General features: G+C 73.8%; 23 protein-coding genes and 1 tRNA gene. 15 read left to right on the top strand and 9 right to left on the bottom strand.

Annotated features, from left to right (window positions below; all coding sequences use genetic code 11):
- Positions 1-14 precede the first annotated feature (14 nt).
- The 5 genes from AC3CHW_RS15210 to AC3CHW_RS15190 all read left to right on the top strand — a co-directional run bounded on the left by AC3CHW_RS15210 (position 15) and on the right by AC3CHW_RS15190 (position 6,144).
- Positions 15-1,052 carry a FecCD family ABC transporter permease gene (locus AC3CHW_RS15210; RefSeq protein ID WP_488471062.1) on the top strand — a complete coding sequence of 346 codons (1,038 nt, stop codon included), beginning with the start codon at positions 15-17 and terminating at the stop codon, positions 1,050-1,052.
- Complete coding sequence (locus AC3CHW_RS15205) at positions 1,049-1,927, top strand: ABC transporter ATP-binding protein (RefSeq protein ID WP_488470786.1); 879 nt, start codon at positions 1,049-1,051, stop codon at positions 1,925-1,927. The genes AC3CHW_RS15210 and AC3CHW_RS15205 overlap by 4 nt, the downstream gene beginning before the upstream one ends.
- A gap of 121 nt (positions 1,928-2,048) precedes the next feature.
- Positions 2,049-2,633, top strand: a complete 585-nt coding sequence (locus AC3CHW_RS15200; protein ID WP_488470785.1) for an MSMEG_1061 family FMN-dependent PPOX-type flavoprotein — start codon at positions 2,049-2,051, stop codon at positions 2,631-2,633.
- A 227-nt stretch (positions 2,634-2,860) separates the two neighbouring features.
- Positions 2,861-4,570, top strand: coding sequence for an ABC transporter ATP-binding protein (locus tag AC3CHW_RS15195; RefSeq protein WP_488470784.1), 1,710 nt, complete (start codon positions 2,861-2,863; stop codon positions 4,568-4,570).
- Between the two features lie 116 nt (positions 4,571-4,686).
- Positions 4,687-6,144, top strand: coding sequence for a TerD family protein (locus AC3CHW_RS15190; protein WP_488470783.1), 1,458 nt, complete (start codon positions 4,687-4,689; stop codon positions 6,142-6,144).
- Positions 6,145-6,240: 96 nt separating this feature from the next.
- Here the strand turns inward: AC3CHW_RS15190 and AC3CHW_RS15185 are convergent, their stop codons facing one another.
- Both AC3CHW_RS15185 and AC3CHW_RS15180 read right to left on the bottom strand, forming a co-directional pair.
- On the bottom strand, positions 6,241-7,335 hold the full coding sequence (locus tag AC3CHW_RS15185) for a carboxylate-amine ligase (RefSeq protein WP_398608623.1): 1,095 nt from the start codon (positions 7,333-7,335) through the stop codon (positions 6,241-6,243).
- A gap of 403 nt (positions 7,336-7,738) precedes the next feature.
- Positions 7,739-8,545 (bottom strand): hypothetical protein, encoded by an 807-nt coding sequence (locus AC3CHW_RS15180; protein ID WP_488470782.1) that lies wholly within the window; start codon positions 8,543-8,545, stop codon positions 7,739-7,741.
- A 467-nt stretch (positions 8,546-9,012) separates the two neighbouring features.
- Between AC3CHW_RS15180 and AC3CHW_RS15175 the strand changes: the two genes are divergently transcribed.
- From AC3CHW_RS15175 to AC3CHW_RS15155, 5 genes are all read left to right on the top strand, one after another.
- A complete protein-coding gene (locus AC3CHW_RS15175) occupies positions 9,013-9,930 on the top strand; it encodes a zinc-binding dehydrogenase (protein ID WP_488470781.1) in 918 nt (305 codons plus the stop codon).
- 91 nt (positions 9,931-10,021) lie between these two features.
- Positions 10,022-10,945 (top strand): cupin domain-containing protein, encoded by a 924-nt coding sequence (locus AC3CHW_RS15170; RefSeq protein ID WP_488470780.1) that lies wholly within the window; start codon positions 10,022-10,024, stop codon positions 10,943-10,945.
- A gap of 276 nt (positions 10,946-11,221) precedes the next feature.
- Positions 11,222-11,725, top strand: coding sequence for an SRPBCC family protein (locus AC3CHW_RS15165; protein WP_398608627.1), 504 nt, complete (start codon positions 11,222-11,224; stop codon positions 11,723-11,725).
- Between the two features lie 44 nt (positions 11,726-11,769).
- Complete coding sequence (locus tag AC3CHW_RS15160; RefSeq protein ID WP_488470779.1) at positions 11,770-13,404, top strand: phytoene desaturase family protein; 1,635 nt, start codon at positions 11,770-11,772, stop codon at positions 13,402-13,404.
- Positions 13,405-13,551: 147 nt separating this feature from the next.
- The gene (locus tag AC3CHW_RS15155) at positions 13,552-14,436 is read left to right on the top strand and encodes an SDR family oxidoreductase (RefSeq protein ID WP_398608629.1); all 885 of its coding nucleotides are present in this window, start codon (positions 13,552-13,554) and stop codon (positions 14,434-14,436) included.
- An 89-nt stretch (positions 14,437-14,525) separates the two neighbouring features.
- On the opposite strand, the gene AC3CHW_RS15150 is transcribed toward AC3CHW_RS15155, so the two are convergent.
- Complete coding sequence (locus tag AC3CHW_RS15150; protein WP_398608630.1) at positions 14,526-14,852, bottom strand: hypothetical protein; 327 nt, start codon at positions 14,850-14,852, stop codon at positions 14,526-14,528.
- 93 nt (positions 14,853-14,945) lie between these two features.
- Entirely contained in the window at positions 14,946-15,917 is a 972-nt protein-coding gene (locus AC3CHW_RS15145) for an AraC family transcriptional regulator (RefSeq protein WP_488470778.1), read from the bottom strand.
- A 103-nt stretch (positions 15,918-16,020) separates the two neighbouring features.
- Between AC3CHW_RS15145 and AC3CHW_RS15140 the strand changes: the two genes are divergently transcribed.
- A complete protein-coding gene (locus tag AC3CHW_RS15140; RefSeq protein ID WP_488470777.1) occupies positions 16,021-16,875 on the top strand; it encodes an NAD(P)H-binding protein in 855 nt (284 codons plus the stop codon).
- 178 nt (positions 16,876-17,053) lie between these two features.
- Here AC3CHW_RS15140 and AC3CHW_RS15135 read toward each other — a convergent pair whose 3' ends face one another.
- Positions 17,054-18,475 (bottom strand): ATP-binding protein, encoded by a 1,422-nt coding sequence (locus tag AC3CHW_RS15135; protein WP_488470776.1) that lies wholly within the window; start codon positions 18,473-18,475, stop codon positions 17,054-17,056.
- A gap of 443 nt (positions 18,476-18,918) precedes the next feature.
- On the opposite strand from AC3CHW_RS15135, the gene AC3CHW_RS15130 reads away from it, so the two are divergent.
- Complete coding sequence (locus tag AC3CHW_RS15130; RefSeq protein WP_488471061.1) at positions 18,919-19,263, top strand: XRE family transcriptional regulator; 345 nt, start codon at positions 18,919-18,921, stop codon at positions 19,261-19,263.
- Between the two features lie 285 nt (positions 19,264-19,548).
- Here the strand turns inward: AC3CHW_RS15130 and AC3CHW_RS15125 are convergent.
- Positions 19,549-19,622, bottom strand: a tRNA-Gly gene (locus tag AC3CHW_RS15125).
- Between the two features lie 534 nt (positions 19,623-20,156).
- On the opposite strand from AC3CHW_RS15125, the gene dcd reads away from it, so the two are divergent.
- Entirely contained in the window at positions 20,157-20,732 is a 576-nt protein-coding gene (gene dcd / locus AC3CHW_RS15120; protein WP_381161447.1) for a dCTP deaminase, read from the top strand.
- A gap of 90 nt (positions 20,733-20,822) precedes the next feature.
- Complete coding sequence (locus AC3CHW_RS15115) at positions 20,823-21,320, top strand: phosphoribosyltransferase (protein ID WP_176163124.1); 498 nt, start codon at positions 20,823-20,825, stop codon at positions 21,318-21,320.
- A gap of 99 nt (positions 21,321-21,419) precedes the next feature.
- Here AC3CHW_RS15115 and AC3CHW_RS15110 read toward each other — a convergent pair whose 3' ends face one another.
- Entirely contained in the window at positions 21,420-22,562 is a 1,143-nt protein-coding gene (locus AC3CHW_RS15110; protein ID WP_488470775.1) for a Yip1 family protein, read from the bottom strand.
- A gap of 279 nt (positions 22,563-22,841) precedes the next feature.
- On the bottom strand, positions 22,842-24,065 hold the full coding sequence (locus tag AC3CHW_RS15105) for a GNAT family N-acetyltransferase (RefSeq protein WP_488470774.1): 1,224 nt from the start codon (positions 24,063-24,065) through the stop codon (positions 22,842-22,844).
- 624 nt (positions 24,066-24,689) lie between these two features.
- Here AC3CHW_RS15105 and AC3CHW_RS15100 point away from each other — a divergent pair.
- Entirely contained in the window at positions 24,690-25,199 is a 510-nt protein-coding gene (locus AC3CHW_RS15100) for an SRPBCC family protein (RefSeq protein WP_488470773.1), read from the top strand.
- 95 nt (positions 25,200-25,294) lie between these two features.
- On the opposite strand, the gene AC3CHW_RS15095 is transcribed toward AC3CHW_RS15100, so the two are convergent.
- On the bottom strand, positions 25,295-25,927 hold the full coding sequence (locus tag AC3CHW_RS15095; RefSeq protein ID WP_488470772.1) for a hypothetical protein: 633 nt from the start codon (positions 25,925-25,927) through the stop codon (positions 25,295-25,297).
- Between the last annotated feature and the right edge of the window lie 71 nt (positions 25,928-25,998).

Here is a 25,998-nt window from a genome sequence, read left to right as displayed (position 1 = left end):
TCGCCCCGACCACGGTGGAGGCCGTGGAGGCCGTGCGGGCCGTGGCGCGCGGCCGGGTCCGCCGGGCGCTGCGCCGGCGCGCGGTCATCGTGCTGCTGGCCGTCCTGGTGCTGCTCGCGTTCGTCGGCTCGCTGATGTACGGGCAGACGAACTACCCGCTGGCCGACGTGGTCCGGGTGGTCCTGGACGAGAAGGTGCCCGGGGCGACGTTCACGGTCGGCCGGCTGCGGCTGCCGCGCGCCGCGCTCGCCGCCGTGGCCGGCTTCAGCTTCGGCCTGGCCGGCGTCACCTTCCAGACCATGCTGCGCAACCCGCTCGCCAGCCCCGACGTCATCGGCATCAGCTCGGGCGCGAGCGCGGCGGCGGCCGTCGCCATCGTCATGCTCTCGCTCGGCGAGACCCAGGTGTCGGTCCTGGCCATCGCCGCCGCCCTCGCCGTGGCCCTGCTCGTCTACACGCTGGCGTTCAAGGACGGCGTCGTCGGCACCCGCCTCATCCTCATCGGCATCGGCATCGCGGCGATGCTCGACAGCGTCGTCGCGTACGTGCTCTCGCAGGCCGCCGAGTGGGACCTCCAGGAGGCCATGCGCTGGCTGACCGGCAGCCTCAACGGCACCACCTGGGACCAGACCAGGCCCGCCGCGCTAGCGCTGGCCGTACTCGGACCCGTACTCCTGTCGCAGGCGCGCAACCTGTCGGCCATGCAACTCGGCGACGACACCGCCGCGGCGCTCGGCGTACGCGTCGAGCGCACCCGGATCACGGTCATCATCGCCGCCGTCGGCCTCATCGCCTTCGCCACGGCGGGCGCCGGCCCGATCGCCTTCGTCGCCTTCCTCTCCGGCCCCATCGCGGCCCGTATCACCGGCCCCGGCGGCTCGCTGCTGGTCCCGGCCGGCCTGGTCGGCGCGCTGCTGGTGCTGGTCGCCGACTTCACCGGCCAGTACGCCTTCGACACCCGCTACCCGGTCGGCGTCGTCACCGGCGTGCTCGGCGCGCCCTACCTCGTCTACCTGATCATCCGCACCAACCGGGCGGGAGGCTCGCTGTGACCCAGTCCCATTCCCTGGCCGCCGAACGGCTCACCCTCGGCTACGGCGACCGCACCGTCGTCGACTCCCTCGACCTGACCGTCCCACCGGGCCGGATCACGGCGATCGTCGGCGCGAACGCGTGCGGCAAGTCGACGCTGCTGCGGTCCATGTCGCGGCTGCTGCCCCCGCGCGCCGGCCGTGTCGTCCTCGACGGCAAGGAGGTGCACCGGCTGCCCGCCAAGGAGTTGGCCCGCACCCTCGGCCTGCTGCCGCAGTCGCCGGTGGCGCCCGAGGGCATCACCGTCGCCGACCTCGTCGGCCGCGGGCGCCACCCGCACCAGCGGATGTTCTCGCGCTGGAGCGGCGAGGACGACGCGGCGGTGGCGGCGGCGCTGGAGGCCACCGACACCACGGCCCTCGCCGACCGCTCCGTGGACGAACTCTCCGGCGGCCAGCGCCAGCGGGTGTGGATCGCGATGGCGCTGGCCCAGCAGACCGACATCCTCATGCTCGACGAGCCGACCACCTTCCTCGACGCCAGCCACCAGGTCGAGGTCCTGGACCTGCTCACCGACCTCAACCACGAGCGCGGCACGACCGTCGTCATGGTCCTGCACGACCTCAACCTGGCCGCCCGCTACGCCGACCACATCGTCGCCCTGGCGGGCGGCCGACTCCACGCCTCGGGCCCGCCGCACGAGGTCCTCACGGAGGAGTCCGTACGCGCCGTCTTCGGCCTGAACAGCCGCATCATCGAGGACCCGGTCTCCGGCCGCCCCCTGATGCTCCCCATCGGCCGCCACGGCACCAGGCCACCGGCCCCGGCGGCGCAGGCCCCGCCCCAGGAGCCCGCGCCGGCACCCGAGCCCGCCCCAACGCCTGAGCCCCACTGAGACGGCGTACGCCGCCCGACGTACGAGGGCCGCGACAGACCGCGCCCCCACCACACCACGCCCCACGCCCCACGCCCCGCGCCACGCACCCCGAACCACCCACCCACCACCGGGAGACGCCTTGCCCAGCAGGACCGACGCCGCAGCCCCGGAGCACGCGCACGCCCCGGCCACGCCCCCCGCGAGCGGTCCGGGTCACGTCACCCTCGACTCGCACGCCGAGCTACGGGAGTTGCTCGGCGAACCGCATCCCCTCGTCATCGACAAGGTCCACCCCCGCCTCGACCCGGACGACCTGGACTTCGTCGCCCGCTCCCCGTTCTGCCTGCTGTCCACCTCGGACGCGTACGGCACCTGCGACGCGTCACCGCGCGGCGGCGCCCCCGGCTTCACGCACGTCGTCGACCCCGGCACGCTGGTGCTGCCGGAGCGCCCCGGCAACCGGCGCGGCGACAGCCTGCACAACATCCTCGACAACCCGCACGCCGGACTCCTCTACCTGGTCCCCGGCAGCCGCACCATCCTGCGCGTCAACGGCCGGGCCCGCGTCCTCACCGACGCCCCCTTCTTCGACGCCCTGACGGCGGAGGGCGGGCGCCCGAGCCTGGCCATCCTGATCGACATATCCGAGGTCTACCGCCACTGCCCCCAGTCCCTGAACCGCTCGTCGCTGTGGTCGCCGGCGACGTGGGAAGCGGAGGCGTGACGGCGCCGAACCGCCGTCCGGGGAGGGGCCCGGACGGGTAGGGCGCGGCCGGGGCGAGGGAGGTTGCGAGACTGGCTCCCAGCCGGTTCCCATCCCGTTCCCGCCTCGAATCCCCCGGAGGGCCCAGCGTGTTGACAGGCTTCCGCTCGACCCGCGGGGCCGACGACCCCGACGAGGTCGAAACCCCGGGCCCGGGCCCGACGGCGTCGCCGACTAGCTCCGCCGAGGTGGGGGAGGAACCCGCCCGCCGCGTCGGGCCCCGCGACCTGGTGCGCATGACGCGCGGCCACCGCGGCCCCATCGGGGGGGCCCTGCTGCTCTCGCTGCTGGGCGCGGTGCTGGGCCTGGTACAGCCGCTGCTGGCGACGCGAACGATCGACAACTTCTCGCACGACCGGCCCTACCTGCTGCTGACCGTCGTCCTCGGCGTCGTGTTCGTCGTGGAGGCGGTGCTCGCCGCGCTCGCCGGCTACGCGTTGGAGCGGGCCGGCGAGGGGTTCGTCCTCGGACTGCGGCTGCGCATCGTCGACACCCTGCTCCGGCTGCCCATGCGGCGGTACGAGCGGCAGCGCCTCGGCGACCTGCTCACCCGCACCACCAGCGACACCACGCTGTTGCGTGACTCGATCGCGTACGACCTGTCGGAGGTCGTCGTCGGCTCCTTCGTCGTGGTCGGCGGGGTCACCATGATGATCTGGCTGGACGCCGGGCTGTTCCTCGTCGTCCTCGCCATCGTCGGCGCGATCGGTCTGGCGACGACGCTGCTGTTGTCCGGCATCCGCAGGGCCGTCGAGGACGCCCAGGACAGCTTGGGCGCGATGTCCGCCGAGTTGGAGCGCGCGCTGTCGGCCATCCGCACCGTACGCGTGATGCGCGCCGAGGACCGCGAGCGCGAGCGCATCGGCGCGCGGGCCCGCGAGGCGTACCGGCAGAACCTGCGCGCCGCCAAGCGGGACGCCGTGGTGGGGCCGGCCATGACGCTGGCCATGCACGCCTCGATGATGGCCGTCCTGGTGGCCGGCGGCATCCGGGTCGCGGGCGGGGAGTCCTCGCTCGGCGACCTCGTCGGGTTCCTGCTGTACGTCACCTACGTCACCGGCCCGCTGTCCAACCTGTTCGACGTCATGGCCACGCTCCAGAAGGGCATGGCGGCGCTGCAACGCATCGAGGCCGTCGCGCAGTTGCCCGGCGAGGCCGACGACGTACCCGCGCCCGTCGCGTCGGTCGGCACGCCGCCCCCGGCTCACCCCGACGCCCCGGCCGTCGAGTTCCGGAACGTCGCCTTCGCGTACGAGGTGGGCCAGCCCGTTCTGCGCGACGTGTCCTTCGCCGTGCCCCGCCACACGCACACGGCGTTGGTCGGCCCGTCCGGCGCGGGCAAGTCCACGCTGTTCGCCCTACTCGCCCGGTTCTACGAGCCCGACTCCGGCCAACTCCTCCTCGACGGGCACGACGTGGCGCGCGACCTCACCATCGACGCCTGTCGGTCCGCGCTGGGCCTGGTCGAGCAGCACGCCCCGGTGCTGTACGGCACCCTCCGCGAGAACATCACGTACGCCAAGCCGGACGCCTCCGACGCGGAGATCGACCGCGTGGTGGAGTTGGCCAGCCTGAGCGCCCTGGTGGAGCGGTTGCCGAAGGGGCTGGACACCCCCGTCGGCGAGCACGGTGACCTGCTCTCCGGTGGCGAGCGGCAGCGGGTGGCCATCGCCCGCGCCCTGCTCCCCGGGCCGCGCCTGCTGCTCCTGGACGAGCCCACCTCCCACCTGGACGCCGCCAACGAGGAGGCGCTGACCCGCACCCTTCGCCGGATCGCGGCCGAGTGCACGCTGCTGGTGATCGCCCACCGCCCGTCCACGATCCGCGCCGCCGACCTGGTGGTGACCCTGGACGCGGGCCGCGTGACCTCCATCGCTCCCCCGACCGAGCCCGCCTGACCGGGCGTCTGAGACGCCTGATGCCCAAGATGCCCGTGGGGCGAGAGTGCCGCATTGTCGTGCTATGTGACAGGCTGACCCGACAGTGACCGGGGAAACAGCGGAGGCGGGGGAGCATGCCGGAGCTTGGCAAGGGTGGGAACACGGCGGTGGCGGCGGGGCGGCTCGTCGCGGCGTTGCACGCGGTGGGTGACGCGGTCGACCTGAGCGCGCTGTTGGTCGCCGCGGACGGCAGGGTCAGGTCGGACGACGACATGGTCTTCTACAACCAACCCGCCGCCGAGTCCGACGCGGTACGCCACCTCGCCGTCGACGCCGCCGGCCCCGAGCGCATCGAGGTGGACCCGGCCGGGCTGCCCGCCGACGTGGACCGGGTCGTCCTGGTGGGGAGCTGCGACCCCGACGACGCCAGCCGCACCTTCCACGGGGTGAAGCAGGTGACGATCCGCGTCGAGCAGCCGGGCGCCGAGCCCATCGTCTTCCACCAGCCGGACCTCACCGACGGCGAACGCGCCGTGCTCCTGGCCGAGATCTACCGCCGAGGCCCCGGCTGGAAGCTGCGCGCCATCGGCCAGGGGTACGCCAACGGACTCGCGGGCCTCGCCACCGACTACGGAATCGCCGTGGCGGAGGACGCCGAGCCCGACAACGCCGAAGCCGATGTCGAAGCCGACGCCACCAGCGGCACACCCGCCCCGGCGGCGGCCCCGACACCGACCCCGGACCCGGCTGCGTCCTCAGCCCCGGCTTCAGCCCAGACCCCAGCCCCGGCTTCAGCCCAGACCCCAGCCCCGGCCCCCGCCCGGGCCAACCTGCGGAAGCCGCCGCTGGGCAGCATCAGCCTGGACAAGGGCGGGCGCACCGCGATCGACCTGGACAAGCACGACCGGGAGCTGGTGGTCGAGGCCGCGCTGGAGTGGGACGGCGGCAGCGAGCGGCGGCGCAAGCTGGGGGCCGACCTCGACCTGTACGCGCTGTTCGTACCGGCCAGCAAGGCGCTGCGCGGCCCCAAGGCGCCCGGCACCCTCGTCAAGGCCGGCCACCAGCCGCAGGGCGATCCGCTGGTGGCGCCGAGCGACGCGGAGCCGGACCAGGCTCAGCCCACGGGCCAGTCCAAGAAGGCCAAGAACAGCAGGAACAAGCAGGCCAAGGGCGGCGAGGCGGTCTACTACAAGCACCTCGGCTCGCTCAAGGCCCGCCCCTACATCCGCCTCGACGGCGACGCCCGCGCCCCCGGCCGTGAGTCCGTGCGCATCGTACGGCCCGACGAACAGGGCTACGTCCTGCTCTGCGCGTACTCCGCCGTCAGTAACGGCTACGGCTCCTTCCGCAGCTTCGGCGCGAAGGTCGTCATCACGGACGGGCGCGGCTCCACGGTCACCGTCCCCCTCTTCGAGAACACCATGACCCGCTACTGGGTCGCCATCGCCCTCATCGACTTCGGCTCCCCCGACGGGGCGGCCATCCACCACATCGAGGCGTACAGCGCCCGTATGACCGAGCGGCGCCCGGTGTTGCACGTGGACGGCACGGTCGAGATGAACGGCGGCCCGGTGGAGTTCAAACGGCGGTAGCCGCGACGCGCGTACGAACCGCCCCCGCGCGCCCGTCAACGGTGGGGCGGCGGGGGCGACTCCGGGGTCAGGGGGGCAACGCCGGCGGTGGAGCCGTCAGCGCGGGTCGCCGGCCGCGGTGATCATCTCCACCACCGCGGGCAGCCCGCCGGCGGCCAGGGCCCGGCGTTGTCGGTCGGCGCCGGTGCCCTCGCTGAGCAGCCGGTGGGTCAGGTTCGTCACCTCGCGCGTGTCGCCGGCCTCCTTGAGTGCGGGCGTGACGTGCGCGAGCAGCGCCTGCACCACGTCGCCCGCCGCCCGACGCCGGCCGTCCGGATCGATGAGGTCGCCGCTCAGCCCGTGCCGGGCGGCCTGCCACACCGCGAGCCGCAGCAGCTCGGCGCTCGCCTCCGGCGCCGCGACCCCCAGCTCCGCCTCCCGCATCGCGGTGTCCACCAACGCGCGCACCAGGCCGGCGAACAACATGGCCTCGTGCGGGTGCAGTTGCACGTCCAGGGACCGCACCTCGACCGTCGGGTAGCGCTCGGACAGCCGTGCCTGCCAGTAGAGCTGCCCCACGTCGCGGATGACGCCGGTGTCGAGCAACTGCCGTACGCGCTCCGCGTAGTCGTCCTCGTCGGCGAAGTGCGGCGGCATGCCGCCGACCGCCCAGCGGCCGAAGACGATCGTGCGCCAACTGGCGAACCCGGTGTCGTCGCCTTTCCACAGCGGCGAGTTCGCCGCCATCGCGATGAGCGTGGGCAGCCACACCCGCACCCGGTTCAGCACCTCGACGCCCACCCGCCGGCTGGGGACGGCGACGTGTACGTGCATGCCGTTGACGAGTTGCTCCCCGACCAGTTGTGGGGCCTGCTGCTGGATGGCGCGGTACCGGGCCTCGTCGGTGACCGCCACGGGCGCGTCATCGGGGAGCGGCGGCGTGCCGCTGACCAGGAGGCCGCACCCGTGTTCCCGGGCCGCCGCCGCCACGGCGCTCCGTAATCGCACCAGATGCCCTTCCGCCTCCGCCAGCGTGTGGCAGACCGGCGTGGCCACCTCGACCTGTGCCTGCAACAGCTCCGACTGCACCTCTTCCGCGGCGACCAGGGGCTCCAACTCGGCCGCTCTCAGCACGGCCTTAGCGTGTGGTGCCGTTTGTCCCGTCACCCGATCAACCAACAGGTACTCCTCTTCCACGCCAACGGTTGCCATCGGCAGCTCTCTCCGTTCGCACCGCGCACCCCCACCTGAGCAGATGGGGCCATGCGCACCAGCCGGACGCCTCGTGGTTGGCCCGGCACCGCCCGCCCGCGGGCTCTCTCCCCGGGCCGTCACCCGATCCCGCCGGGGCCCCGCTCGGCTTTGCTCGGTTGTGCTTCGGTCGTGCCCGGTCCTGCTCGGTCGCAAATCTAGGTGGCCCGCGATAGTCCGGGTACGGTGCCGTGCTTGACCGATGGGGCCCCGTGGACCGCCCCGTGGGTCCACGCGGTACGGGGGCGCGTGGGCCACTGGCTCACCGCTTCGGGTCGCCGCACCGCCCCCGCCACCGCCGTACGACGCGGGCGCTGCCGCGCTGCCGCGCGACGCCGCGACCCGGTCACCGGCCGCCGGCGAGCTACCGCCAGGGCCGGCGCCCGGTGATGGCCTGCCACCTGTCACGTTGCTCGTCCAACGCGTCCGTGGCCCGCCCGACGTCCGGGTCCACGCGCTCGGCCGCCTTCACCTCCGCCACGTGCGTCCGCGCGGCGTCGACGTCCTCCGTCGCCGCGCGGGCCGCCGCCAGGTCGGCCTCGGCCGCCGCGATGTGCCGCTCCCGCGCCGCCCGGGCGTCCCGCGCTCGCGCGACGGCGCTCCGCACGTCCAACACGAACTGGCGCACGTTCGGCTCCGGGTACTCGCGGTGGGCGTAACAGACCTCGTACGGCACGGAGGTCCCGGCCGCCAGCGTCACGCACGTCCCCGCCGGGTCGTCCGACGGGACGCAGTCGACGGTGAGCGTGGCGAGGGGGATGTCCGTGCTGGGCCCGCTGGCGGGCGTGCGGTGGCGGCCCGTCTCGTCGAGCGGACCGTCCTCGTCGAAGAGCCGGAGCACCTCCTCGTGCACGGCGATCCGGCCCAGCCAGGTGACCCGGCTGCCGGGCGCGGGGTCGCGCAGGCCCCGCAGCCGCCGCTCGGCGCCGGCCACCTCGGCCTGGTACGCGGCCCTGGCCTGGCTGAGCTGCTCCGTGGCCGCTTCCAAGCGGTGGGCGCTGGCGCGCCTGGCGACCGTGAGCTCCTCGCGCAGGCGGCGTAGTGCGCCGCGGGGCTTCGCGTACTCCGCCCCGAACATCGCGGCCCACGAGCCCGGATAGGACGCCCACCGGTAGGCGACGACGCCGAGCGAGACCGCGACGATCCACCCCAGCGTCTGCACCCACGCCATCCGCGCTCACCCCGCCCCGGTCCGCCCCCGCGCGGGGGCATGGCACCCGCCGCGCTACCCGGGCAACTAGACCACCGGGAGGGGGCGGTGGGGCGGAGGTTGAGCCGGTGCGCCCTGCCGGGTGCGCCGCACGCCCCCCGTCGCGCGCCGCACTGACACAGATGGTCAACTCATTGATCCACACGGGACTGGTCACCGTCTCAGGGCTGCGTAGGGTTCCAAGAGGGCGGCAGCGAGGCAGCCAGCGCGGCGTCCGCCCCCTCGATCCACCGCCGCGCCGACGCGCGTTCCCGCCAGAGCGCGGAACATGCGGCACACGCGGACACGTACGGCCCGTACGACACAGACGTCACGTACGGCTCGTACGGCACACGTGCGCCAAGCGCGGCCTCACGACGCCAGTCCGAGAAGCCCGCCAGAAGCCCAACTCCCCCACAACGGCCCTACCAGAGAGAGAAGTTGATCCCATGCGCGCACTCGTCGTCGCTCGGGGCGAGGCCGGGCCCGTCCGGTTCGCCGAGGTGGATGAGCCCGTACCGTCCGCCGGGGAGGCGGTGGTGGAGGTGCGGCACATCGCTCTCAACTTCGGAGAGCTGACCTACCTGCACCTGTGGCCGGACGGCGCCGTGCACGGGCACGACGCGGCCGGGGTCGTGGTGCGTGCCGCCGCTGACGGTTCGGGGCCGCCCGAGGGGACGCGCGTCGCGCTGGGCATGACGCCCCACGCGTGGGCGGAACGGGTGGCCGTCAGCCCGGCGTGGCTCGGCACCGTTCCCGAGGGCGTGGAGCTGGCCGACGCCGCCGCGCTGGGGATCGCCGGGGTCACCGCGCTGCGGGTGCTACGTACGCGGTCCCTGCTGGCCCGGAACATGCTGGTCACGGGCGCCAGCGGGGGCGTGGGGCACTTCGCCGTCCAGTTGGCGGCGCTGGCCGGGGCCCGGGTGACGGCGCTCGTCGGCTCGCCGGGCCGGGCGGCCGGACTGCGCGAACTCGGCGCCGACGCGGTCCTGACCGACCCGGCCGAGCTGGCCGAAACCGAGGACCGGTTCGACCTCGTCCTGGACACGGTCGGCGGGCCGCTGGTGGCCCAGGCGTGGAGCCAACTCGCCGAGGGCGGCGCCCTCCACCTGGTCGGTTACTCGTCGGGGGAGGCGACCACGTTCCCGCCGGAGGCCCTGTTCGGCTTCGGCGAACCCCGCACCATCGCCACCTACGGCGACCGGACCTCCACCAGCGGCGAGCTGACGGACCTGCTGGGGCTGGTCGCCGCCGGCCGGCTCTCGGTCCCGGTCGGCCTGCGCGGCGACTGGCGGGAGGTGGACGAGGCCGTGCGGGCGCTGTTCGCGCGCACGGTGCACGGGAAGGTCGTGCTCGACGTGGCCTGAGGCCGTGGGCGGGGACACGGACGAACACGTCGTCCGTACGCCGCCTCCCCGCCCGGGGAGGCGGTCGGCCGGGGTGGACGAGGATGGGCCCATGGACGTGCTGGCGGAGGTCTTGCGGGTGTCGGGGGCGCGGGGCGCGCTCGGCGTCGTGGTGGAGGCCGGTGGGAGCTGGGGCCTGTGGTGGGACGCCGCGCCGGGAGCGGTGCTGCACGTGGTCTCCCGTGGCACGGTCTGGCTCCACACCACGGGCCAGCGGCCACTCCAGGTGCGGGCCGGGGACGCCGTCCTCGCGCCGCCGGGTACCGCGCACGGAATCGCCGGGGCCGCCAGCGTGACGATGGGCTCCTGCGACCGCGAGGCCGCGGCCCGGGCCATGGGCGACGGCCGGGCCCTGCGGCTGGGCTCGGAGCCGGCGCACACGGAGGTGATCGTCCTCCACTACGAGCACGACCCGGAGGTGAGCACGCCGGTGCTCACCTCACTCGCCCGGCCGACGCACGTCACGGCCGGCCAGAACGCGCAGTTCAGCAGGACCGTCGAACTCCTCGCGGCGGAGCTGGCGGAGCCGCGGCTCGGCACCACCGCCGCGATCAACAGCATCGTGGACCTGCTGCTCGTCCAGTTCGTCCGCGCCTGGCTGGCCCGCCACCCCGAGGAGCGGTCCACCTCGTGGCTGGGCGCGCTGCGCGACCCGGTCGTACGCGACGCCCTGGCACACGTGCACGCCCGGCCCGAGCACCCCTGGACCACGCAGTCCCTTGCCGCCGCGACGAGCGTCTCCCGGGCGACGCTGACCCGGCACTTCCGGTCCGCCCTCGGGCAGACGCCGGGCGCGTACGTGACGCGCTGGCGCCTCGACCTGGCGGCCGTCCGGCTCCGCGACACCGACGAACCGGTCGAGTCGATCTCCGGCGCGGTCGGCTACGCCTCCCCGCACGCCTTCAGCCGCGCCTTCCGACGCGCCCGGGGCACGGCCCCCGGGGAGTACCGCGCCCGCCTGCGCCCACCGGGGTAGCCGCGCCGGGCCAGCGGCGCCCACCGGCGCGCCCACCGGAGCCCGCCGGAGCCCACCGGCGCGCCCACCGGAGCCCGCCGGGGCCCACCGGGGCGACCGCCGTGCCCGTGATCCGGGCCGGTCGCCGCGCCCGTGACCCGGGCCCGGCCGCCGCGCACGGGGGCGCGGCGGACTCCCCCGTAGGGGCGCGGGAGGAACCGGCTGGTTGGACGGAGGCGAAGCGGGGCACTCGTGGAGCGCTGACGCACCCGACGGCAGACCAACCGAGGAGGCGCCTTGGCTGTTCGCCATCGCCTGATCAAAGCCCCGCCGAGCACCGTGTGGGCCGTGCTCGCCGACGGCACCCGGTACGCGGAATGGGTGGTGGGGACCTCCTCCTCACGCCCGATCCACGGCCACTGGCCGCAGACGGACGCGGCCATCGGCTACGAGGTACGGATAGGCCCCGTCTCGCTGACCAACCGGACGACCGTCCGCTTCTGCGAGGAGGGCAGCCGGCTGGAGCTGGAGGCCCACGCGGGCGCCCTGGGCACCGCGCGCATCGCGATCGAGCTGCGCCCGTGGGGCGAGCACTGCCTCGTCCTGGTCGACGAACACCCGTTGCAGGGTGCGGGCGGCTGGCTGCACAACGCGGCGTTCGAGCCGCTGATCCACCTGCGCCACCGCGCGATGCTCGGCCGGCTCGCCGGGCTCTGCGAGGCGGACGACGACCAGCGGCGGGCACACGGCCGGGCTCCGACCACGACACCGGCCACCGCCGCCGGCCCGCAGGGCGAGTGATGGCGGGGGAACACGACAGGGCCGCGACGGAAGGGACGACACGGGTGACGCCGGGGACGACGACGGACGCCGTGGTCATCGGCGCCGGGCCCAACGGCCTGGTGGCCGCCAACCTGCTGGCTGACGCCGGCTGGAACGTCCAGGTGCTCGAGGAACAGCCCGAGCCCGGCGGCGCGGTCCGCCACGACCAGGGCGTCGACCCCGCGTTCACCAACGACCTGTTCAGCTCCTTCTACCCGCTGGCCGCCGCGTCCCCCGTCCTGGCCGGGCTCCGGCTCCAGGACCACGGCCTGCGCTGGAGCCACGCGCCGCACGTGCTGGCGCACCCGCTCAGCGACGGCTCGTGCGCCGTGCTCGACCGGCGCGTCGACACCACCGCCGCGTCCCTCGACACCTTCGCGCCCGGCGACGGGGACGCCTGGCGGCGGCTGCACGACGCGTGGGACCGGATCCGCCCCGACCTGCTGGACGCGCTGTTCACCCCGTTCCCACCGGTGCGGGCCGGCACCCGCCTTGCCCTGCGGCTCCGCGCGGCCGGCGGGCTGCGCCTGGCGCGCACGCTCGCGCTGCCGGTGCGCCGGATGGGCGAGGAGGAGTTCACCGGGCAGGGCGGCAGGCTGCTGCTGGCCGGCAACGCGCTGCACGCCGACCTCGCCCCGGAATCGGCCGGCAGCGGCGGCTTCGGCTGGCTGATGGCCATGCTCGGCCAGACCTACGGCTTTCCCGTACCCGTCGGCGGCTCCGGCGCCCTGACCCGGGCCCTGGTCCGGCGCCTGGAGTCCCTTGGCGGGCAGGTCCGCTGCGGGCAGCGCGTCGAGTCCGTGGTCGTACGGGACGGGCGCGCGGTGGGCGTGCGGACGGCGGGCGGCGAGACCGTCGAGGCCGGCAGGGCGGTACTCGCGGACGTGTCCGCCCCCGCTCTCTACGGCGACCTCGTCGCCCCGCGACACCTGCCCGACCAACTCCATTCCGACCTGCGACGCTTCCAGTGGGACTTCGCGACCTTCAAGGTGGACTGGGCGCTGGACGGCCCGGTGCCCTGGCGGGCCGAACAGGCGGCGCGGGCCGGGACCGTGCACGTGGCCGACGGCGTGGACGAGCTGACGCGCTTCGCCGCCCAGATCGCCATGCGCCAGGTCCCCGACCGGCCCTTCCTGCTGTTCGGCCAGATGACCCGGTCCGACCCCACCCGCTCACCCCACGGCACCGAGGCGGCCTGGGCCTACACCCACGTGCCCCACCGCATCACCGCGGACGCCGGCGACCAGGGCATCACGGGCGACTGGCACCCCGACGCGCGCAACCGCATGGCGGACCGGGTCGAGCAGCAGGTGGAGCGGTTCGCGCCGGGCTTCCGCGCGCTGATCCGCGCCCGCCGCGTCCTGGCACCGCCCACCCTCCAGGAACTCGACGCCAACCTGATGGGCGGCGCCCTCAACGGCGGCACCACCGCCCTCCACCAACAGTTGGTCTTCCGCCCCGTACCGGGCCTCGGCCGCCCCGAGACCCCCGTGGCGGGCCTGTTCCTCGCCTCCGCCAGCGCCCACCCGGGCGGCGGCGTCCACGGCGCCCCCGGCGCCAACGCCGCCCGCGCCGCCCTCCGCCGCCACCTCCCACCCGGCCTGGCCCGCGCCCAACGCCTCCTCACGGCCCGGGACCGCACCGGCCGCAAGACCTGAGCCCCCCGAAGTCCCGTACGCGACAAGGGAGTTGACCGTACGCCGCGACCTCGCTCGCACGACCGGCCGCGCGAGCACCCACCCGAGGAGAAACGACAGCACCCACCCGGGGAGAAAGCACAGCACCCACAGAAGGAGCAGGTGGCCATGGGCGGCAGTCCGCTCGACAACCGCACGGTGGTGGTGACCGGGGCGGCGCGCGGCATCGGCGCGGCCCTGGCCCGGGAGGCCGCCGCCCGGGGCGCCCGGGTCGCGCTGCTGGGGCACGAACCGGCCGCGCTGCGCGCGGTGGCCGACGCCCTGCCCACCACCGCCCTGCCGCTGCCGGTCGACGTGACCGACCAGGCGGCACTCGACGCGGCGGCCCGCGAGGTACGCCGTCGGCTCGGGCCCGCCTCGGTGGTGATCGCGAACGCGGGCATCGCCGAGGGCGGCCCGTTCGCCACCTCCGACCCCCGGTCGTGGCACCGCGTCATCGACGTCAACCTCGTCGGCAGCGCCCAGACCGCCCGGGCCTTCCTGCCCGACCTGTTCACCACGGCGGGCCACTACCTCCAGGTGGCGTCCCTGGCGTCCATCGGCGCGGCGCCCCTGCTGAGCGCCTACTGCGCGGCCAAGGCGGGCGTCGAAGCCTTCGCGCACGCGCTGCGCGCCGAGGTGGCGCACGAGCGGGTCAGCGTGGGCATCGCCTACCTCAACTGGATCGCCACCGACATGATCCGCGACCTCGACGAGTACGCCCTCCTGCGCGAACTGCGGGGCCGCATGCCCCCGCCGGCCCGCCGGAGCGGACCACCCCAGCCGGCGGCGGCCCGCCTGATCCGCTCCGTGGAACGCCGCCGCACGGCCGTCTACGTGCCCGGTTGGCTCCGCCTCACCCAGCCGGTACGCGCCGCCGTGCCCCCGCTCGTCCTCCGCCTCTCCCGCCGCGAACTGCCCCGCCTCCAGGCAACCGAGCCCTGGCGACCCACGGGCCCCCTGGGCGCCGGCGGCCAGGCCGACCAGGCCGCCGCCTCCTCCCCGGAGGAGTGAGCGCCGAACCCCCGGCTGTCCTCGCGAGTGCCGTGGCGTACGCGCGACCACGGCGAGACGCGGACGACGCGGCGCCGCCCGCACATCCCCTACCGCGTCGCGTCACACGTCTCACAGCGGCTCACAGCCGCCCGCTCGGTGTTGCCCTGGACGGCGCGGAGCGGGTGGGAGGGCGCGAGGCGACGCCACGCGCCGGGGGAGGGGGCGGGCACCCAGCCGTAGACGGGCGGCCGGATGTCGGCCGGGTCGATGTGCGGGCAGCCGGGAAGGTGGGCCTTGCCGCTGGCGTGCACGATGATCGCAGCCGCCGGCCAGCCGCCCCATTCGCTGGTGGGCGCGCTGCCGTGAGGCGCGCGGGGTGCTCGGGGTGCGCAGTCCGCGCAGTTGTGCATCTCGTGGCGCTCGCAGTACCGCATGATCCCCACCCTGCCAGGCCCCGAGCCCCCGCCTGGCGCGATCGTGCCAACTAGCCCACATAGTCCGGTTGTTCGAGCCCGCCGCCGGCCACGTCAACTCGCCGGAACGGCCCGCTCCGCCGCCTGCGTGGCGACGGCTGCCCGCCGGTACGCGCTCGGGCTCTCACCCCGGAGCCGCTTGAACGCCGCGCTGAAACCGAACGCGTCCGCGTACCCGACCCGGCGGGCCACCGCCGCCACCGTCAGTTCCGGGCGGGTCAGCAGGTCGGCGGCGAGCGTCATCCGCCACTCGGTGAGGTAGGCCACCGGCCCGTTCCCGACCAGCTCCGTGAACCGCTTCGCCAACGTCGTCCGCGACACCCCCGCCCGGCTCGCCAGCTCCGCCGTCGTCCACGGATGCGCCGGGTCCTCGTGCATCGCGCGCAGGGCGGGCCCCGCCACCGCGTCACCGAGCGCGCCGTACCACCCGGGCGGCTCCGCCTCCGGACGGTCGAACCAGTCCCGCAGCGTGCACACCAGCAGCCAGTCCAGCAGCCGGTCGAGCACGATCTGGTGCCCCGGCCGGCCGCCGCCGATCTGCGCCTCCAGGTAGTCCCGCATCGGCGAGCAGTCCTGCTCGTCGGGGACCACCAGGACCGGCGGCAGGGCCCGCAACAGCCGCTGCGGAAGCTCCTCCCGCACGTCGTAGGCGGCGGCCAACAGCACGGTGGCGCAGTCGAACTCCCGCCCCCGGTCCACCGCGTCCGGCGCGTCCTCGCCCCAACGCACCTCCCGTACACCCGACGCGCCCGCCGTCCCCGACACGCCCGCCGCCGCCGTGACGTTCGCCGGGTCGTCGGTGAAGGTGAACGGCGCGGGCCCCCGGACGATCGCGGCCTCGCCGAGCGCCACGTGCCGCGCGTCCCCGGTCTCCGGCACGATCCAGCCGGCGCCGCGCATCGGTATGCACAGGGTCAGGTACGCGCCGTCGGTGAACCGCAGCGACCACGGCGGCCACAACACCGAACGCCCGAACACCGCACCCTTGCCCCGCACGCCCCGCAGCAGCTCGTCGAACACGTCCATGGCGCCAACGATAAGCAGGTCCGGGCAGCGCCCCGGACGATCGCCTATGGACGACGGACGGACGCCCATGGTTCGGCCACCGGCCGCGCGGTGGACTTGCCCCATGACAACGCAGCGCACCCACGGCACCCCCTCCGCCATCCTCGTCCTCGGCGCCACCGGCAAGACCGGCCGCCGCCTCGTCACCCGGCTGCGCGAGGCCGGAACCGCCCCGGTCCGAGCCGCCTCCCGGTCCGGCGAGGTCACCTTCGACTGGACCAAGCCCGACACCTGGGAGCCCGCGCTCGCCGGCGCCGGCGCCGTCTACCTCGTCGCCCCCGAGGACCCGTCCCCCATCGACGAGTTCGTACGCCAGGCCACGGCGTCCGGCGTACGCCGCTTCGTGGCCCTCTCCGGCCACGGCATCGAGAAGGCGGGCGACGACTTCGGCCGGGGCATGGCCGCCGGTGAGCAGGCGGTCCGGGAGTCCGGCGTCGAGTGGACCGTGCTGCGCCCCAACAACTTCTTCCAGAACTTCGACGAGGACCTGTGGCTGGCCCCCCTCCGCGCGGGCCGCCTGGCCCTGCCGATCGGGGAGACGCCCGAACCGTTCATCGACGCCGACGACGTGGCGGCGGTCGCCGCGAAGGTCCTCACCGAGGACGGCCACGCGGGCCACACCTACGAACTGACCGGCCCCCGCGCCCTCACCTTCGCCGAAGCCACCCAAACGATCGCCGAGGCCGCCGGCCGCCCCATCCGCTACGAGGAGCTCACCCCCGCCGCCTACCGCGCCGAACTCCTCGCCGAAGGCTGGCCTGAGCCCGCCGCCGACGCCCTGAACGCCATGTTCACCCTCCACCGCGCGGGCCACACCGCCAAGGTCACCGACGACACCCACCGCATCCTGGGCCAAGCCCCCACCGACCTGAAGCCCTGGGCCCACCGCGTGGCCGCTCGCGGGACGTGGGCGGGGTAGGGGTGGTGGTTGTTTGTCTGGCGCGCCAGACAAACAACCACCACGCGGGGGCCCCGCGTCGCAGGCGGTTACTGACGGAGGCTGGAGGAACCGGCAGCGCCGAGGACCTTCGAGCGGGCCTCGGCCAGCTCCTCGTCCTCCCGGGAGGAGCCACGCACGCCCCGTGGTGGGCGCCGGCTCAGTTCTCGCGCCACGCGGTGAGCAGTTCCTCCGGACCGTACGTCGCCTGGAGCCCGGCGCAGTCGACGCCGCTGCGGGAAACCGCGATCAGAGGCACGGGATCATCGGTGACCGCCGCCCGGTGCTTGTGCAGCGCGGCGAGGTCGTGGCTGTCGAACGACGCGTTCTCCAGCCACTTGACCGACCCGAGGAAGAGCAACTCCTTGGCCACCGGCTGACGGTCGGCGCCGACCAGGTCGATCTCGACGTCGTTACCGCGGGTCCAGTACCCGCCGATGGCCGGGGCGGCGGGCAGCACGTCGTCGGGCAGCAGCCTGGCGAGGGATTCGCGTACGAGCGGCTCGACGGCCCGCCCTCGCCAACTGGTCCACCGCTCCTTGATCCGTGTCAGGGCGAGGTCACCGCGCATGCGCTCGATCTCCGCCATGTGAGGGTCGAGGAACGCCAGCCAGAAGCGCAGATACGGGTCGGCCACCCGGTAGCGGCGCTCCTTGGACGGCCTGAGGGAGACGGGTAGTTCGGCCGCGACCACGCGCTTGGCCGTCAGGAGGTCGGTGGCCCGGGTGAGGGTCGTGTGGGCGATGCCTCCGGCCGCCCGGGCGATGTTGGTGAACGTGCGCTCGCCGCTCCCGATCGCACGCAGCACTTCCCGGCTCATCGCCTGGGGAGGGAACTCGGCGGCCAGCGACCGTTCGGCGGAGACCAGGAGAGCGGAGATGGGATTGTCGAGCGAGGTGCGGAGGAACTCCCACAGCGAGGCCCCCCGCGGCCACTCGGCGCAGACGAGAGGCAGACCGCCGGTCACCAGCGCCGCGTCGAACGCGGCCGCGGGCTCCAGGCCGAGCATGTCACCGATGTCGGCGGGATTGAGCGGTCCCAGAACCATCTCGCGCCCGCGCTGGTGGAAGGGCCGGTCGTAGCTGTTCAGCGCCTCCATCATCGACAGATCGGAGCCGACCAGCAGCAGGAGCACCGGCTTGCGACTGAGCAGCCGGTCCCAGGCCCGCTGCAGCATCCCCTCGAACGCGTCGATCCGGTCCATGAGGTAGGGAACCTCGTCCATCACGATCACGCTCGGTCTGTCGTCGGGCAGGATCTCCGCCAGCAGACGGAACGCGGCGTTCCACTGGTTCGGAGCCTCCTCGACGAACAGCGACCGTTCCGGCAGCGTGGAGGAGGCGACGGCATCGGCCAGCTCCGTCAGCTCGTCCTCGGCCGATCCCCCCGCCGCGGTGAAGAAGAGGTACGGGACCTCGGCCCGGCCGAGAAACTCCTCGACCAGACTCGACTTCCCGACCCGACGGCGCCCGCGCAGCAGAACACACTCACCGGGTTTCTGGGCCCCGCCCCCCTCGCGGACCCTCGCAAGGGCCGCGCCCAGCACCCGGAGCTCCCGCTCACGTCCGATGAACCGATGCATCCCTTACGCTCCCGTCGAAGATAGTATCTCCAGCGATACTATCGCGCACGGCAGTATGTGGCCGGATCGCCTGCTCGCTCGTGCCGGAGATCGGTGGCGTGAGGTTGATGGGCATCGCCTGCTGACCTCTCGACGCGGGCCCCCAGTCAGGGAGGCGGCTCAAGTCGTGGAGCCGACCGCCTCAGCGGGGTAGGGGGCGACGAGCGGAGTGGGCCGCCATCCTGGCCGCCTCCGTCGCGCGCTCCGTGTGGGCTGCGGAGGCGCATCGTGACGCCGGCCTGAGTGAGGAGTAAGGCCCCGGTCGCCGACCAGGCCCTTCGGTAATCACGAGAAGCCCCGCCTGGGCCGGTGTGAAGACGCCGCTGGCCAGCTTGCCGGCCTCCTCGCTCAGTGGGCCGAACACCGTTGCATTGGCTCAATGGGAAGTGATCTTGTCGCGGAGGTTGCGGCGTGGTTCGAGGCGCTGGCCGAGAAGGACTGGGGCACGCGAGCGGCGCGAGGCCGCCGGGCTGCTGCCGGTGCGAACGGCGGAGGAAAAGCAGGCAGCGAGGGACCGGCTGACCGCGGAGATCCGCGCTCACAAACTCGCCGAGGCGCGGCGTGAGCAGACGCTGACCCAGCGTCAGGTTGCCGCTTCCATGGGGGGCTCCACGCCTCGGGTCTCGGCGATCGAGCACGGCGAACTGGACCGCGCCGAGCTGGCCACGATTCGTTCTTACGTCGAAGCCCTGGGGGGACGGCTACGAGTGGTCGCTGACTTCGGGGACGCCGAGTACACCGTCGCCTGAAACCACCTCCGCTCCGAGTTTCCGTGCGCGAAGGCCAGGGGCGATCGCGATGCCTCAGGCACGGGAGGCGGGAGAGGCTCGGCGAGAACCCAGGCCCGGCGCTGATTTGTGCTTTCGCTGTTCCTACGATCTTCGCCGCACCGGGCACAATGCTCTCGACGCAGGTTGGCGCGACGCTCAGAGACACCATGGCCCGCGCCGGGCGGTCGCCACACCGGGCACGTGATACCTGACGTGGTCTAGACAACAAACAACCCCCGGGCCGCTGGCCCAGGGGCTTTCATGTGGAGCGGGTGACGAGAATCGAACTCGCGCTCTGAGCTTGGGAAGCTCATGTTCTACCATTAAACTACACCCGCGAAAACGAGCCACCCGATCTCGCATCCCACGTCCCCGTGGGGCACCTCGACAGGGCCTCGCATCGCGCATCACTCTACCTCATCCTCGACCCCCGGTGCATGGACCGTGGGGTCTTCGTGCTGTGTGGGGACGGGGGCCCGGGGCGAGGGAGCGGGGCCGGGGTGAGGGGGTGGGGATGCGGATGTGGGGGACGGGAGTTGGGGCGTACGGTGGGAGCGCGGAGTGCCGGGTTCAGGGCTGCCTGATCTATCCCCTAATGTGGCTTTTGTCGTTCACGTAGCTGGGGAAGGGGACCGATGGAGCGCACCGTCGTCCGTTGTGCCGAAGGGCACGTGTTCAGCACCGCTTCGTTCCCGATGCAGAACCTGACCGCCGACCGTCTTGGGCCCGGACGCTTGTTGCGCTGTCCGCGGTGTGCCCGGCTTCGGCATGCGGTTCCTGTGGTGCTGGAGAAGCGGTAGCTCACGTTCAGTGAGGGCCCGGCCCGGTTGGGCCGGGCCCTTGGGGTTTGTTTGTCCGCGTATCCTCGTGGCGTGCTTCTCTCAGACAAGGACATCCGGGCCGAGATCGACTCCGGCCGGGTGCGGATCGATCCGTACGACGACCAGATGGTGCAGCCGTCGAGCATCGACGTGCGGCTGGACCGCTACTTTCGGGTGTTCGAGAACCACCGCTACCCCCACATCGACCCCGCCGTCGAGCAGGCCGACCTGACGCGCGAGGTGGTCCCGGAGGGGGACGAGGCGTTCATCCTGCACCCCGGCGAGTTCGTGCTGGCCTCCACGTACGAGGTGGTGAGCCTGCCCGACGACCTCGCCTCGCGGCTGGAGGGGAAGTCGAGCCTGGGGCGGCTGGGGCTGCTGACGCACTCCACGGCTGGCTTCATCGACCCCGGGTTCTCCGGGCACGTGACGCTGGAGCTGTCGAACGTCGCGACGCTGCCGATCAAGCTGTGGCCGGGGATGAAGATCGGCCAGTTGTGCATGTTCCGGCTGACCTCGCCGGCCGAGCACCCGTACGGTTCCGAGCGGTACGGGTCGCGTTACCAGGGGCAGCGCGGGCCCACCCCGTCGCGCTCCTTCATGAACTTCCACCGGACCACGGTCTGAGCGGTCCGGTGGTGCGGCGGCGCGGTCCCGGGACGCGGGGCGGGGCGGTCGCGCGGCCAGGGAGTCACGAGAGACAGCGGGGCAAGTGAGATGAGTGCGGTGCGGGAGAACCTGACGTACGACCTGTTCGGTCGGGCGATCCGGGAGTTGGCGCAGACGATCGCGGACGACGGGTACGAGCCGGACATAGTGCTCTCCATCGCGCGCGGCGGCGTGTTCGTCGCCGGTGGCCTCGCGTACGCGCTGGACTGCAAGAACATCCACCTGGTGAACGTGGAGTTCTACACCGGCATCGGCACCACGCTGGAGATGCCGGTCATGCTCGCGCCGGTGCCCAACGCGATCGACTTCTCCGACAAGAAGGTGCTCATCGCCGATGACGTCGCCGACACCGGCAAGACGCTCAAGCTGGTGCACGACTTCTGTGTAGGCACCGTCGCCGAGGTGCGCAGCGCGGTGATCTACGAGAAGACGCAGTCGCTGGTGAAGTGCGAGTACGTGTGGAAGCGCACCGACCAGTGGATCAACTTCCCCTGGTCCGTCGAACCGCCGGTGGTCCGCCGCGACGGGCAGGTACTCGACGCCTGAGCCGTCGGCACACCGAGATCGGACACCACCAAGGGCCCGGAACACGCGACGACCGTCGCGGTTCCGGGCCCTTGGTGGTGCGGGCGGGGGCGTCGCGCCCTACAGCGTGCCCAGTTTGATGATCGACAGCAGCGCGACGAGCTGGATCGCGCTGGCGCCCAGTGCCTTGGGCCACGGCAGGTCGTGGGACTTGCTCACCATCGACGTGAAGAGCGCGCCCGCCGCGAGCCAGGTCGCCCAGCCCAGGATCTGCACCAGGGAGCTGTCGCCGCCCAGGAACATCGCGAACAGCAGGCGTGGGGCGTCCGTGATGGAGGTGATCAGCATCGACAGGCCGATGGTGGGCGCCCAGGCGCCGTCGCCGCCGAGTTGGCGGGCGAGGGTGTGGGTGACCGCGCCCAGGATCAGGCCGCTCAGCATGACCGCCACCGCGGTGCTGAACATCCACGGGATGCTGTTGGACAGCGAGGCGTTCAGCACCTCCTCGCGCGCCTGGTCGAGGCCGAAGACCGCGAGCAGCCCGTAGACGAAGGTCACGGTCAGCGCCGTGGGCCACATCGGATAGTCGCGCATCTGCCAGAACGTCGGGCCCGGGCGCAGCACGATGCCGCGCAGCAGGTCCTTCCAGTGCAGCCGCGGGCCGGCGGGCGGAGGCGCGGGCTGGCCGGCGCGGTAGGCGGTGCCGTCGTCGTACCCGTCGTCGCCGTAGCCGCCCTGCGGCCCGTACGCCGGGTCCTCGCCGAGGCTGAACTGCTGGGTGTGGCCCGGGTTGTTGTTCGGGTCGTACGCCGGCTGGCCACCCCCGCCGCCGGGGCCGGGGTAGCCGCCCTGGCCGCCGTCCGGTGCGTAGTACGGGTCGTGGCCGCCGTCGCCGAAGTACTCCGGCTCGTCCGGCCGGCCCTGCGCCGGGTGCGGCCACTGGACGCGGCCCGCGCTCGGCCCGTACGGCCCGGGGCCCGGCCCCTGCGGCGGGCCGGGCGGGTAGCCCTGGCCGCCGCCGGCCTGGCCGTACGGCGGCGGGGCGCCGTGCTGCCCGTACGGCGGCGGGCCGCCCTGTTGTCCGTACGGCGGGGGCGCCTGCCGCGGACCGGGCTGCCCGGGCTGCCCGGGGTGCCCGCCGTGCCCCGGGTGCCCCCCGGGGGTGGGGCGTCCGGAGGGGCCGGGGTACGGCCCCTGCTGCCCCTGTTGTCCCTGCTGTCCCGAGCGGGAGTCGCGTCCGCGTCCGATCCTGAATCCAGCCACGATTCGAACGTACCTGGTCCCGCGGACCTCGGTGACAGGGCGGCGGAGAATACCGGGTCCATTGCGGCCGAGCTGTGACATCCCCTAGGGGAACCCCGGGGGGCTAACCCCCTGCTGACCTTGGTGTTTGGTGCACCCGTGGCAGCGTACGCCGTGCGGGCACGGCGCCGGGGCCCTGCGCCGGGGCGCGCGCCGGCTCCGGTGCGGGCGGCGCCGGTCGCGGGCGCCCCCGGCGAGGCCGGGCGCGCGGGGGCGGCGCGGGGCACGACGCGGACGGCGTCAGAAGTCGTCCACCGTGAACGGCGCGAGGTCGGTGCGCAGCGCGGTGTCGAGGCTGGCCGCCGCGCCCGGCGTGTGCTCGGTGACCAGGCCCGCGTGCGCCAACTCGCGCAGCGGGATGGTGCCGAGGTAGCCGGAGCCGAGTTCGCGCACGTCGAGGCCGAGGTCGGCCGGCGCGTCGGTCGGCTCGTACGTGGCGGTGCCCTGCCGCACCGACAGCCGGTGTCGGCCCGCGTTGGCCGGGACGTGCGCGTCCCGCACGTCGAGCACGACGTCCACGTCGGCGGCCCAGGAGCGGGCACGCAGCGCGGCGCCCACGTCCACCAGGCGCACCCGCAGGCCGGTCTCCTCGCCGGTGACGCGCACCTGGTCGCGGTCGGCGCAGAAGTGCAGCAGCGGGTCGTCGAGCGGGCGGGCCCACGCGGTCACCTTGTGGGAGAGGTCGATGCCGGCGAGGTAGCGCCACAGGGCCGCGGCGACCGCCGGGGTGTCGGCCTCCAGCTCGCCGATGTGCACGCTGCCCGGGCCGTGGCCGTCGGACTTGGTGCGGTAGATGACGTACCCGGCCAGCGGCTCGCCCAGGGCGACGATCCGTGGCGGGCTCATGTCGTCGTCCTCGGGGTCCTTCTCGACCATCCACTCCTCGCGCCACCAGCGCTCCGTACGGGCCGTCCGGCCGGCGCGCACGGCGCGGGTGCGCTCGTAGTACGGGCCGAGCAGCGCGGGCGCGTCGGCCGGGTCGACCAGGCGCAGGGGGCGCTCGTCCGGCGCGATGCGCAGCGCCAGCGGCCGGGACGAGTTGATCTCGACGGCCAGCCCGCGGGTGCCGGTCCCGAAGCCGTACCGGCCGTAGATCGCGTCCTCGGAGGCCCACAGGCAGGCCAGCGGCGTGCCCGCGGCGCCGAACCCGCGGTACAGCTCGGCCATCATCCCCGACAGCACGCCTCGCCGCCGGTGGGTGGGGGCCACGGAGACGAAGGTGAGCCCGGGGGCCGGCAGCTCGCCGCCGGGCAGCGAGAGCGTGAAGTCGTAGGTGGCCATGAGGCCGACCAGCCGGTCGCCGTCGTACGCGCCCACGCGCGTGCACTCGCGCAGGGTCTCGTAGTGGTGCTTGCGCTCGTCGTTCTCGGGGGTTTCGAGGAAGGCGAGATAGGAGAGGGCCAGTGCCTCGTCGAGGCGGGTCTCGGGCACCTCACCGAAGCGTAGGTCGGAGCTTTGTTCCATATTCCGGACCGTAGCCGCGAAGAGTCGCACAGGCATCCGCTTTTTTGACCACGTCAGGACCATTTTGCGACGGGTGGGCGGATGGCTGGTGGCTGATTCGGCCACCCCCGCCCGGTGACCGCCTCGGCTGTGACCTCGGGCCGCGTCCGAGGCCGGCCCCCGCAGCGGGCCAGCGACTGCGGGGGCCGGGTGCCCGAGGCGGCCCACCCCCCGACGAGGCGGGCCGCCGACCGGCACCGGCGGCCCGTCGGCAGAACGGGGCGCCGGTGGCGCCGGTGGCGCGTCGGGCGGCGGTTCGCTCGCCGTGCCGGGCGTCACAAGTAGCCCTGAGAGCACCGGAGTTGGCGGCGAACGCGACGCTTTCGCGCCGTGCCAGCAACTGTGCCGGGTCGTCGTGCGGCGGGGGAAGTGAATCCTGATAGGTCTTGCGCGCGTATCGATGCACCGTTGGCTATCGGTGGTGGCTAAGGGTGGTGGTTATGGGTGGTGGCTAGCGGTGTGGCCGAGGGGGCGCGAGGCCCTCTGTGTTACGCCAGTGATCGGTGGCATGATCCGGCGGGGCCAGGCACCAGGTACCACGTACCAGGCACCACGCACGAGCCGACGCGAGGGGAGACGTAGGGGATGACAGCCATGCCACCGTCCGACGCGCACGCGGGAGCGACCGGGCTCGGGCAGCCCGGCGCGACCGGCCAGATCGCGGTCGCGGCCCCGCCCGAGCGCGTCTACGCGCTGGTCACCGACCTGCGGGTGCTCGCCGAACTCGGCGAGGAGGTCCGCGCGCACCGCTGGGTCGGGCGGCCGGGGGCCGCCGTGGTCGGGGCGCGGTTCCGGGGGAGCAACCGGCGCGGCGCCCGCCGCTGGCGCACCACCGCCCGGGTCACCGCCGCCGACCCGGGCCGATGTTTCGCGTTCGAGGTGAGCAGCGGGCCGTTGCCGGTGTCGGTGTGGCGGTACGACATCCGGGCCGCGGCGGACGGCGGCTGCCTCGTGGTGGAGAGCACCTGGGACCGGCGTCCGCGGTGGTTCAGGGGCCTCACCGCGCTGGCCACCGGCGTACGCGAACGCACCGCGGTCAACGACCGCAACATCGCCCGCACCCTCAGCCGGCTCAAGGAGCGCGCGGAACGCTGACCGCGCGGTCGCCGGCCCGACCAGTGGCCCACGTCGGGGTGCGCACCCGCCGGCGCGTGGCGCCGGCCCGGTGGGCCACTGCTCGGGGCGTGCGGCTAGCGCGCCGCTCGCGCCGCCCCGTTCGTCGACGGCGTGGCGAACAGCTCAGCCTCGGGCCAGATCGGGACGGCCTCGGCGCCCGCGGCGCGCACGGCCGTGCCGTCGAAGGTCGTACGGGTCTCGGGGATGTCCTCGTCCGGCCATTCCACGACCAGTTCCAGCGGGCCTTCGGGCGGCAGTTGGGACAGGTGGAGGACGAGGTGCTCGTGGAAGCCGTCGCCGCCGCCCTCAAGGCGCAGGCTCGGGTCGTTGGAGCCGTTGGTCGCGGTGGTGGGGGCCGGGTCGAGCGTGGTCACCTTGCGGCCGTCGCCGAGCAGCATCCCGCAGCGGAGGGCGCCGGCGGCGGAGCGGCCGGCCCGGCGGGGGGAGTGCGGCTGGGCGAGGCGGCGGCGGAAGATCTCCACGCGGATGGTGACCGACCGCGGCCACACGTGCCAGCCGCTGAGCATGAGCCGGGTGTCGGGACCCGCGCCGAGTTCGGCGGTGTGCGGTAGGCGGGCGGGGATGAACCAGCGCTCCGGCGGAAGCGGCTCGTCATGGGGTGCTTCGTAGGCCGGTAACGACGGCTCGTTGGGGGGCTGGGGCTCTTCGGTCGGGTCGGCACTGATCAACCCTTCGAAAAAACTCATGTACAGATGGTGACAGTCGGGCCAGACATCTGTCCGCCGAATGCACAGGAACCGAGGTCAAAGGGGCCTTG

It is taken from the genome of Streptomyces sp. MGP-BFMKR1, from assembly GCF_057766585.1.
Note: the sequence above shows the minus strand (reverse complement) of the source record. Positions and strands in the feature narration are given on the sequence as shown.

Bases quoted from the DNA above. Each gene is read 5' to 3' on its own strand.
- AC3CHW_RS15105 (WP_488470774.1), bottom strand. From the start codon at position 24,065: ATGGAACAAAGCTCCGACCTACGCTTCGGTGAGGTGCCCGAGACCCGC.
- AC3CHW_RS15135 (WP_488470776.1), bottom strand. From the start codon at position 18,475: ATGCATCGGTTCATCGGACGTGAGCGGGAGCTCCGGGTGCTGGGCGCG.
- AC3CHW_RS15155 (WP_398608629.1), top strand. From the start codon at position 13,552: ATGGGCGGCAGTCCGCTCGACAACCGCACGGTGGTGGTGACCGGGGCG.
- AC3CHW_RS15145 (WP_488470778.1), bottom strand. From the start codon at position 15,917: ATGGACGTGTTCGACGAGCTGCTGCGGGGCGTGCGGGGCAAGGGTGCG.
- AC3CHW_RS15170 (WP_488470780.1), top strand. From the start codon at position 10,022: ATGGACGTGCTGGCGGAGGTCTTGCGGGTGTCGGGGGCGCGGGGCGCG.
- AC3CHW_RS15100 (WP_488470773.1), top strand. From the start codon at position 24,690: ATGACAGCCATGCCACCGTCCGACGCGCACGCGGGAGCGACCGGGCTC.
- AC3CHW_RS15150 (WP_398608630.1), bottom strand. From the start codon at position 14,852: ATGCGGTACTGCGAGCGCCACGAGATGCACAACTGCGCGGACTGCGCA.
- AC3CHW_RS15115 (WP_176163124.1), top strand. From the start codon at position 20,823: ATGAGTGCGGTGCGGGAGAACCTGACGTACGACCTGTTCGGTCGGGCG.
- AC3CHW_RS15140 (WP_488470777.1), top strand. From the start codon at position 16,021: ATGACAACGCAGCGCACCCACGGCACCCCCTCCGCCATCCTCGTCCTC.
- AC3CHW_RS15175 (WP_488470781.1), top strand. From the start codon at position 9,013: ATGCGCGCACTCGTCGTCGCTCGGGGCGAGGCCGGGCCCGTCCGGTTC.
- AC3CHW_RS15190 (WP_488470783.1), top strand. From the start codon at position 4,687: ATGCCGGAGCTTGGCAAGGGTGGGAACACGGCGGTGGCGGCGGGGCGG.
- AC3CHW_RS15180 (WP_488470782.1), bottom strand. From the start codon at position 8,545: ATGGCGTGGGTGCAGACGCTGGGGTGGATCGTCGCGGTCTCGCTCGGC.
- AC3CHW_RS15095 (WP_488470772.1), bottom strand. From the start codon at position 25,927: ATGAGTTTTTTCGAAGGGTTGATCAGTGCCGACCCGACCGAAGAGCCC.
- AC3CHW_RS15185 (WP_398608623.1), bottom strand. From the start codon at position 7,335: ATGGCAACCGTTGGCGTGGAAGAGGAGTACCTGTTGGTTGATCGGGTG.